Annotated in this window: 8 protein-coding genes and 1 pseudogene; 7 read left to right on the top strand and 2 right to left on the bottom strand. The window is 70.8% G+C overall.

What is annotated here, in order from left to right; genetic code table 11:
* The coding region (locus tag AXK60_RS05220) for a transposase (protein WP_139057761.1) at positions 1 to 449 on the top strand (449 nt) is incomplete at its 5' end.
* 28 nt (positions 450 to 477) lie between these two features.
* On the opposite strand, the pseudogene AXK60_RS05215 reads toward AXK60_RS05220, so the two are convergent.
* Positions 478 to 1023, bottom strand: a pseudogene (locus AXK60_RS05215) (MFS transporter); the annotation flags it as partial.
* Positions 1024 to 1162: 139 nt separating this feature from the next.
* On the opposite strand from AXK60_RS05215, the gene AXK60_RS25590 reads away from it, so the two are divergent.
* The 6 genes from AXK60_RS25590 (at position 1163) to AXK60_RS05185 (ending at position 8928) form a co-directional block, all read left to right on the top strand.
* Positions 1163 to 1396, top strand: a complete 234-nt coding sequence (locus AXK60_RS25590) for a FitA-like ribbon-helix-helix domain-containing protein (protein WP_082777823.1) — start codon at positions 1163 to 1165, stop codon at positions 1394 to 1396.
* Positions 1393 to 1797, top strand: coding sequence for a type II toxin-antitoxin system VapC family toxin (locus AXK60_RS05205; RefSeq protein WP_068570046.1), 405 nt, complete (start codon positions 1393 to 1395; stop codon positions 1795 to 1797). Before AXK60_RS25590 ends, AXK60_RS05205 begins: the two co-directional genes overlap by 4 nt.
* 9 nt (positions 1798 to 1806) lie before the next feature.
* Complete coding sequence (locus AXK60_RS05200) at positions 1807 to 3849, top strand: ATP-dependent DNA helicase (RefSeq protein ID WP_068570045.1); 2043 nt, start codon at positions 1807 to 1809, stop codon at positions 3847 to 3849.
* 119 nt (positions 3850 to 3968) lie between these two features.
* On the top strand, positions 3969 to 5969 hold the full coding sequence (locus AXK60_RS05195) for an alpha-1,4-glucan--maltose-1-phosphate maltosyltransferase (protein ID WP_068570044.1): 2001 nt from the start codon (positions 3969 to 3971) through the stop codon (positions 5967 to 5969).
* Positions 5969 to 8188 carry a 1,4-alpha-glucan branching protein GlgB gene (gene glgB, locus AXK60_RS05190; protein WP_068570043.1) on the top strand — a complete coding sequence of 740 codons (2220 nt, stop codon included), beginning with the start codon at positions 5969 to 5971 and terminating at the stop codon, positions 8186 to 8188. Before AXK60_RS05195 ends, glgB begins: the two co-directional genes overlap by 1 nt.
* On the top strand, positions 8188 to 8928 hold the full coding sequence (locus AXK60_RS05185; protein WP_068570042.1) for an MBL fold metallo-hydrolase: 741 nt from the start codon (positions 8188 to 8190) through the stop codon (positions 8926 to 8928). Before glgB ends, AXK60_RS05185 begins: the two co-directional genes overlap by 1 nt.
* On the opposite strand, the gene AXK60_RS05180 is transcribed toward AXK60_RS05185, so the two are convergent.
* A complete protein-coding gene (locus AXK60_RS05180) occupies positions 8915 to 9364 on the bottom strand; it encodes a lipoprotein LpqH (protein WP_068570041.1) in 450 nt (149 codons plus the stop codon). The two genes, AXK60_RS05185 and AXK60_RS05180, sit on opposite strands and share 14 nt — an antisense overlap.
* Positions 9365 to 9495 lie beyond the last annotated feature (131 nt).

Below are 9495 nucleotides of genomic sequence, written 5' to 3'. Positions count from 1 at the left end.
ACCGACGCAGACTACTCACCAGCCGGGAACGTTTGTCGGACAAGTCCTTCGCGCGGATGTGGAACGATCTGATCGACCACGACACCACCGGCCAGATCCTCACCGCCTACATCGCGAAGGAACAGCTGCGACACCTGCTCGCCGCTGCCCGCGACAACGCCGACACGCACGAGGTCCGGGCCCGGCTCTACGCGTTCTACACCTGGTGCGCCGACGCCGACCTGCCCGAGCTCACCCGCCTCGCAACGACGATCGAGGCGTGGTGGCCGGCCATCTTGGCGTTCATCGACACCGGCATCACCAACGCCCGGACCGAAGGGCTCAACCGCCTGGTCAAGCAGGTCAAACGCGTCGCCTGCGGCTTCCGGAACACCGAAAACTCACGCCGCCGGATACGATTCCACTGCACCCGCACCCAGCGGGCCAGCATCCAGCAATTCCACTGCTAAGCAAGTTGCCCGCTCAACTTCGAAGAGCCCGCAACAGGAGGAACAGAACCGCACCCGCCGCCGCGTAGGCGACCGCGGCGAGCAGGAACGGGCCCGCGAGCGCGGGAAGCCCCAGCGAGCGCGCGAGCTCCCCGAGCGGCGTGACCAGATTCGGCCCGGCGACGGCGCCGACGGTGGTCGACACGAGCGCCAGGCTGACCGCGGTCGCCCGCGTGGCCGGGGTCGCGAGATCGGTCCCGGCGTAGCGGGCCTGCAGATTCGTCGCCGTGCCGGCGCCGTAGACCAGGAACGACGCGAAGAGCAGCGGGACGCTGCCGATCGCCGCGGCGAGGACGACCCCGGACGCGCCGACCGCGCCGGCGGCGAAGCCCGCCGCGAGCCCGACCCGCCGCCCGGCGCGCTGGCTGATCCGGCCCACCAGGTACGCCGTGAACGCCGAACCGAAGGTGAACATCGCGATGGGCAGGCCCGTCAGGGCCTCCGAACCGAGCATCTCCTGCGCGAGCAGCGCGCCGACGGTGATCCCCGCGGCCAGTCCCGCCCCGCCGAGCACCTGTCCGGCCATGACGACCATCAGAGTGCGGCGCTGCACCCGCCGGCGGGTCTCCTCGATCTCGTCGTCCACGCGATCATCATCACCCACCGCGATCAGCCCGTCGATCAGGCCGGGAATCGTGCATGCATTTTGCATGCACCGGCAGTAGAATCACGGCATGACCACCATCACCATCCGCAACGTCCCGGAGGAGACCCGGAACGAGCTGGCCGCACGAGCGGCGCGCAGGGGGCAGTCCCTCCAGGAGTACATGCTGCGGCTCGCGGACGAAACCGCCAGTACGCCCGACATCGCCGAGCTGGTCGCGGAGATCCGTGCGAGCAAGCGCCACATGCGTTCCACAGTCACGACAGAGTCGATTCTCGCTGATCGAGACGCTGACCGTCGATGACGCAGGTCCTGGATTCGTCCGTGGTCGTCGCGGCATTCATCGACCTCGGGGACGACGGCGACTGGGCGCTGTCGATGCTCGAGGACGGTCCCATCGTGGCCCCGCAACTCATGCCCTTCGAAGCGGCGAACATCATCCGAAGGACTCTCGTCCGAGGCGAGATCGACGAAGTCACCGCGAGACAGGCCCTCGGTAGGCTGCACCGACTGGCCGTGACGACCTATGTATCCTTCGCAGCTGTCGCCGACCGCGCATGGGAGTTGCGCGCGAACGTCACGACCTACGACGCGTCCTACGTCGCCGTCGCGGAGCAGTTCGACTGCCGTCTGGCCACCCTCGACCACCGACTCGCCCGCGCCACCGGCCCGCGGTGCGAGATCGTGACGCCCCCGGGCCGGTAGGCTCTCCGGGTGACCGAACCGCCGATCGTGCCGAAACTGCTGGACATCGCGGTCACCGCACTCGGCGGCAGCAAGCGCGACGGACAGGTGCGGATGGCGGCGGCCGTCGCCCACTCCCTCGACACCGGAGAGCACCTCGCGGTCCAGGCCGGCACCGGCACCGGCAAGTCGCTGGCCTACCTCGTGCCCTCGATCCGGCACGCCGTCACCTCCGGCAAGACGGTCGTCGTGAGCACCGCGACCATCGCCCTGCAGCAGCAGCTGGTGGACCGCGACCTCCCCCGGCTGGCCAAGGCGCTGAAGAAGGACCTCGGCCGCGAGCCCGAGTTCGCGATCCTCAAGGGTCGCGGGAACTACCTGTGCCTCAACAAGTTGCACAGCTCGGTGGCCTCCGAGCCGGACAGCGAGGAACTGTTCGATCCGTTCGCCGCCTCGCGCCTGGGCCGCGAGATGAAACGCCTGCGCGAGTGGAGCAGCGACACCGAGACCGGCGACCGCGACGAACTGACCCCCGCCGTCGGCGATCAGTCCTGGCGCCTGGTCAGCGTCGGCGCGCGGGAGTGCCTGGGCGCCACCAACTGCACCTACGGCCAGGACTGCTTCGCCGAGGCCGCGCGCAAGAAGACGGGCCAGGTCGACGTCGTGGTCACCAACCACGCCCTCCTCGCCATCGACGCGATGACCGAGGTCAAGGTGCTGCCGGACCACGACGCCGTCGTCGTCGACGAGGCGCACGAGCTGGTGGACCGGGTCACCTCCGTCGCCACCGCGGAGCTCACGGGCAGCGTGGTCGCCGCCGCCGCGCGTCGTGCGGGCAAGCTCGTCGAGGAGGAGATCGCCGACGCCCTGGTCGCCGCCTCCGAGGGGCTCACCCAACTGTTGGACGCGTCCGGCACGCGCCGCTGGCTCGGCCTGCCCGACGGTGCCGGGCCCGCTCTGGCATCCGTCCGCGACGCCGCGTGGGTCGTCCGGACGGCCGTCGGCCCCGCCCGCGGAGCCAACCTCGACTCGGACGCCGCGGCCGCGCGCAGCGCCGCACTCACGGCCCTCGACGATGTGCACGACACCGCCGTCCGCGTCCTCACCGCGTTCGACGAGCCCGACGAGGCGAAGCGCCGCGACGTGGTCTGGACCTCCGACGTCCCGGTCCGCGGCGGCGGCTTCCGCCGGACGCTGTACGTGGCGCCGCTGTCCGTGGGCGGGCTGCTGCGCACCCGCCTGTTCGGCGAATCGACCGTGGTGCTGACGTCGGCGACCCTCGCCGTCGGCGGCGCCTTCGACACGGTCGCCGGATCGTGGGGCCTCCCCCGCGCGGGTGGTGGGGACGCCCCGGAACCGGACCGCGATCCCGCGCTGGCCACGGGGAAGAAGCCCGACGCGAAGATCGAATGGAGCCACCTCGACGTGGGCTCGCCCTTCGACTACCCGCGGTCGGGCATCCTCTACGTGGCCACGAAGCTGCCGCCTCCCGGCCGCGACGGCACCAACCCCGCCGTCCTCGACGAGATCGAGACGCTGATCAAGGCCGCCGGCGGCCGGACCCTGGGACTGTTCAGCTCCACCCGCGCGGCGAAGGCCGCCGCGGAGGCGCTGCGCGAGCGGCTCGACACGCCGATCCTGTGCCAGGGCGAGGGCAACACCGGCCAGCTCGTGCGCGACTTCGCCGCCGACCCGTCGACCTCGCTGTTCGGCACGCTGAGCCTGTGGCAGGGCGTCGACGTGCCCGGGCCGTCACTGTCGCTGGTGCTCATCGACCGGATCCCCTTCCCCCGCCCCGATGACCCCCTGCTCACGGCCCGGCAGCGCGCCGTCGAGTCGCGGGGCGGCAACGGCTTCATGGCGGTCGCGGCGACCCACGCCGCCCTCCTACTGGCGCAGGGCGTGGGCCGGCTGCTGCGCTCGACGGACGACAAGGGCGTCGTCGCCGTGCTGGACTCCCGGCTCGCGACGGCGCGCTACGGCGGCTTCCTCCGCGCGTCGCTGCCGCCGTTCTGGGAGACCGCGGACCGGGCCGTCGCGGTAGCGGCGCTCCAGCGTCTCTCCCAGTCCTGACCACGTTTTCCGGACCCGTCCGGGCACAACCGGAAAGGCCCGCAGACGGCGCGGCGCCGGGCCCGCGCGAGCCGGGAGTACTCGCCCGTAAACCGGCCGCGTCGACTACCGTTGGCCCGGTGACAGGGCGCATCGGCATCGACGACATCGAACCCGTGGTGTCGTGCGGGCAATACCCCAGTAAGGCGGTCGTCGGCGAGGTCGTGCCGGTGTCCGCGACCGTGTGGCGCGAGGGCCACGACGCCGTGGCGGCGTCCGTCGTCGTGACGGGACCCGACGGTTCCTCCACCTACATCCGCATGTCGCCGGCCGCCGAGCCCGACGTGTTCCACGCGCTGTTCCGGCCGGACCTCACGGGCTACTGGTCGCTGCGCATCGAGGGTTGGTCCGACCCGGCCACCACCTGGCGCAGCGCGGTGCAGAAGAAGCTCGCCGCGGGCCAGGGCCCGGCGGAGCTCGCGAACGACCTCGAGCTCGGTGCCCGCCTTCTCGAGCGCGCCGCGGGCGGCGTGCCCGACGGTGACCGGGCCTCCGTCCGCGCCGCCGCCGCGGCCCTGCGCGACGGCGACCGCAGCCTGGTCGAACGGACCGGCGCCGCACTGCATCCCGACATCACCCGGCTGCTGCAGCAGTACCCCGTCCGCGAGCTGATCACCAAGTCGCGCACCTACCGGGTGTGGGTGGACCGCACGCGCGCGCTGTTCGGATCCTGGTACGAGCTGTTCCCGCGGTCCACGGGCGGCTGGGACCACGAGGGCAAGCCGGTGCACGGCACCTTCCACACCGCTGCGGAGGACCTACCGCGGGTGGCGGAGATGGGCTTCGACATCGTGTACCTCCCGCCGATCCATCCGATCGGCGAGGTGAATCGCAAGGGACGCAACAACACCCTGACGCCGGAGGAGCACGACGTCGGCGTGCCGTGGGCGATCGGCTCGGCCGCCGGCGGGCACGACGCGGTGCATCCCGAACTCGGCACGCTGGAGGACTTCGACTACTTCACGCAGCGCGCCCGCGACCTCGGCATGGAGGTGGCGCTCGATCTGGCCTTCCAGGCGGCACCGGATCACCCGTGGGCGCGAGAGCATCCGGAGTGGTTCACGGTCCTGCCCGACGGCACGATCGCGTACGCCGAGAACCCGCCGAAGAAGTACCAGGACATCTACCCGATCAACTTCGACGAGGACCGCACCGGCATCTACCGGGAGCTGTTGCGCGTCACCCTGTTCTGGGTGCAGCGCGGCATCGAGATCTTCCGGGTGGACAACCCGCACACCAAGCCACCGGACTTCTGGCACTGGCTCATCGCCGAGGTGAAGAAGGTCAACCCGGACGTCCTGTTCCTGGCCGAGGCGTTCACCCGCCCGGCACGGATGTACGGCCTGGGCAAGCTGGGCTTCACGCAGAGCTACACCTATTTCACGTGGCGCACGGCGAAGTGGGAGCTCGAGGAGTTCGCGCGCGAGCACGCCGCGAACGCCGACATCTGCCGCCCCAACCTCTGGGTGAACACGCCGGACATCCTGCACGAGAGCCTGCAGCACGGCGGGCCCGGCACGTTCGCCATCCGCGCGACACTCGCCGGCACCCTCTCCCCCAGCTGGGGCATGTACTCGGGATACGAGCTCTACGAGCACGTCCCGGTCCGCGAGGGCAGCGAGGAGTACCTCGACTCGGAGAAGTACGAGCTCCGCCCGCGCGACTACAAGGCGGCGCAGAGCCGCGGGGAGTCGTTGGAACCGTGGATCACCCGGCTCAACGACATCCGGCGCCGGCACCCCGCGCTGCAGCAGCTGCGGAACCTGCACTTCCACGCGGTCGACAACGACGCGCTGATCGCCTACAGCAAGCACGATCCGAACACCGGCGACCTCGTCCTGATGGTGGTGAACCTCAACCCCTTCGGCGCCGAGGCCGGCAACGTGTGGCTGGACCTGCCCGCGCTGGGGATGGACTGGCACGAGCGGTTCCCCGTGCGCGACGAGGTGTCGGGCGAGGTCTACCACTGGGGCCAGGCCAATTTCGTACGGCTGGAGCCCTGGCGCAATGTCGCGCACATCCTGGTGCTGCCCCCACTGAGCCCGCAGCACCGTCGCGACCTGTCCTACCGGGAGGCATGATGAGCGAGAACCCCGTCGGCCCCAGTTCGGCCGCGGCGGCCGTCGACCCCGACACCGCCGCACGCCTGCTGTCCGGCACCTACCACGATCCCCACGCGATCCTGGGCGCGCACCCGACGCCCCGTGGCACGGTGCTGCGGGCGCTCAAGCCCGGGGCCACCGCGGTGGCGGCGGTGATCGGCGGCGAGCACTACCCGATGGCCCGGATCCAGGGCTCGCTGTGGGGCACCGAGGTCCCCATCTCCGACCCGGCCGACTACCGGTACGAGGTGCTCTACCCCACGGGCAGCGCGATCGTCGCGGACGGCTACCGGTTCCTGCCCACCATCGGCGAGCTGGATCAGCACCTGATCGCCGAGGGACGGCACGAGCGGCTGTGGGACGTGCTCGGCGCGCACGTGCGCAGCTACACCACGCCCGACGGCGAGGTCAGCGGCACCTCCTTCGCCGTGTGGGCGCCGAATGCACGCGGCGTCACGGTGATCGGTGACTTCGAGTACTGGTCCGGCGAGTCCTTCCCGATGCGCACACTCGGCTCGTCGGGCGTCTGGGAGGTCTTCGTTCCGGGCGTCGCCGACGGTGCCGCCTACAAGTTCCGGATCTTCACCGAGGGCGGCCCCGTCGAGAAGGCCGACCCGATGGCGCGCCGCACCGAGGTGCCCCCGGCCACGGCTTCGATCGTCACGGAGAGCCATCACACGTGGCGCGACGGCGCCTGGATCACCGAGCGCGCCAAGCAGATCCCCACCGACCGGCCGATGAGCACGTACGAGGTGCACCTCGGCTCGTGGCGGCAGGGTCTGAGCTACCTCGACCTGGCGAACGAGCTGGCCGACTACGTGACCGAGACCGGCTTCACGCACATCGAGCTGCTGCCGGTGGCCGAGCACCCGTTCGGCGGATCGTGGGGCTACCAGGTCACCTCGTACTTCGCACCGACCTCGCGGTTCGGCACGCCCGACGAGTTCCGCGAGTTCGTGGACGTGATGCACGCCCGCGGCATCGGCGTGATCATGGACTGGGTGCCCGCCCACTTCCCCAAGGACGCCTGGGCGCTCGCCCGGTTCGACGGCAAGCCGCTCTACGAGCACGGCGACCCGCAGCGCGGCGAGCAGCTGGACTGGGGCACCTACGTCTTCGACTTCGGTCGCCGCGAGGTGCGGAACTTCCTGGTGGCCAACGCCCTCTACTGGTTCGACGAGTTCCACGTCGACGGTCTGCGCGTGGACGCCGTGGCGTCGATGCTGTACCTCGACTACTCCCGCCCCGAGGGCGGCTGGACGCCGAACGTGTACGGCGGCCGCGAGAACCTCGAGGCGGTGGAGTTCCTGCAGGAGATGAACGCCACCGTCCACAAGCTGTTCCCGGGCGTGGTCACCGTGGCCGAGGAGTCCACGAGCTGGCCCGGCGTCACCCGCCCGACGAACCTCGGCGGCCTCGGCTTCACCATGAAGTGGAACATGGGCTGGATGCACGACACCCTGGGCTACCTGGGGCGAGACCAGGTGCACCGCAACTTCCACCACCACGAGGTCACCTTCTCGCTGATGTACGCGTGGAGCGAGAACTTCGTGCTCCCCATCAGTCACGACGAGGTGGTGCACGGCAAGGGGACACTGTGGACCCGCATGCCGGGCGACGCCCACACCAAGGCGTCCGGGGTCCGCGCCCTGCTCGCGTACATGTGGGGCCACCCGGGCAAGCAGTTGCTGTTCATGGGCCAGGAGTTCGGACAGGTCCGGGAATGGTCCGAGGAGCGCTCGCTGGACTGGGACAGCCTCGACGGCTGGGAGGGCGAGCTGCACGCCGGGATCCAGTCGCTCACGCGGGATCTCAACGCGGCGTACCGCTCCCACCCCGCGCTGTGGAGCCAGGACACCACCCCGTCGGGCTACGAGTGGGTGGATGCGAACGATTCGCAGAACAACGTCCTGAGCTTCCTGCGCTGGGGCAGCGACGGTTCCGTGGTGCTGTGCCTGTACAACTTCTCCGGGCAGACACACGAGCGCTACCGCGTGGGCGTCCCCTTCGCCGGCTCGTGGCGCGAGATCCTCAACACCGATTCCTCCGCGTACGAGGGCACCGGCGCGGGCAACATGGGCGGCGTGACCGCGGAGTCCCGCTCCTGGCACGGCCGCGAGGCCTCCGTCGAGGTCGTGCTCGGCCCGAACTCGGCGGTATGGCTCACGTTCGACGGGGAATCGGCAGCCGTCGAGTGATGCGCGAGCTCGCGCAGGGCGTGTGGTTCGGGTCCGGGACGCACGTCAACTTCCTCGCCCTCGTCGACGGTGCCGAGGTCACGCTGATCGACGCGGGCTGGGCGGGCGACCTGGACCGCGTCGAGGCCGAGCTGGCGTCGATCGGCCGGCGCCCCGAGGACGTCCGCGCGATCCTCGTGACGCACGCCCACATCGACCACGTGGGCGGCGTCGCGAAACTGCACGAGCGCTACGGGACACCGGTTCTCGCACACCCCGACGAGATCGCGCACGCCCGCGGCGAGACGCACGAGCAGGCCGCGCCGCTCGACCTGCTGCCCATCGCCTGGCGACCGCGCACGTTGCGGTGGATGGCCGATGTCGCGCGCGTCGGCGTACTCGGCCACGTCGAGATGCCCTACGCCGAGCCCTTCTCCGTGCCCGAGGCGGGCGCTCCGCTCGACCTGCCCGGTGCACCGGTGCCGATCCCCTGCGCCGGCCACACCTCCGGGCACACCGCGTTCCTCCTGCCCGGCGGCGTCGTCGCCACGGGCGACGCCCTGGTGACCGGCCATCCGCTGTCGGGTTCGACGGGGCCGCAGCTCCTGGCTGGCTTCTTCAGCCACGACCTCCCGCGCACCGTCGAAACCCTCGAGGCGATCGCAGCACTGGACGCGGGCGTACTGGCTCCCGGCCACGGCGAGCCGTGGCACGGGAGCCCCGCCGAGGCGGTCGCGCAGGCGCGCGTCAGCTGCAGCTGACGACGATCTCGAAGGGCTTCTTGACGATCCCCGCCATCGGGTTGCTCAAGCTGCCGCCCTGCGCCGTGCCGGAGATCGTGTAGCGCTTACCGTCGACCTTGACGGTGGCCTCGCCGACACCCGGACCGACGCCGAGGGCGTTCCCGTCGACGGTGAGGGCGACAGTCTCGACGGTGGGCGGGTTTCCGTCCTTGAGGGTGGCGCCGACGCCGCCGGACGTGCCGCCGGCGCCGATGGCGATCCGGTCGCCCTGCTTGGTGCAGCCCACCTTGCTCAGGTCGACGCCGGTCAGTTCCTTCCCGTCGACCGTGACGGTGGTCTTGGCGTCCGTGCTCGCGGAGTTCGAGTCGGACCCCTTGTCGGAGCCGCCGCCGCACGCGACGAGTCCGATCGACGCGAAGACGACCGCAGAGCTGAGGGCGAGGGTGCGATTCATAGCGGGCCTCCTTAGGCACGGAACCGAATTCGGGCGGAACGCCCGTGTGGAGGAAAGCACACCTTCGGCGTCGTCGGTCGCGATCCGACGGAGTTTTGCAGGGGCAACTCGCTCCGCATCGCCGACCACGC

The organism is Tsukamurella pseudospumae (assembly GCF_001575195.1).
GTDB lineage: Bacteria > Actinomycetota > Actinomycetes > Mycobacteriales > Mycobacteriaceae > Tsukamurella > Tsukamurella pseudospumae.
The sequence above is the reverse complement of the archived record's forward strand: the minus strand, read 5'-3'. Positions and strand labels throughout refer to the sequence as shown.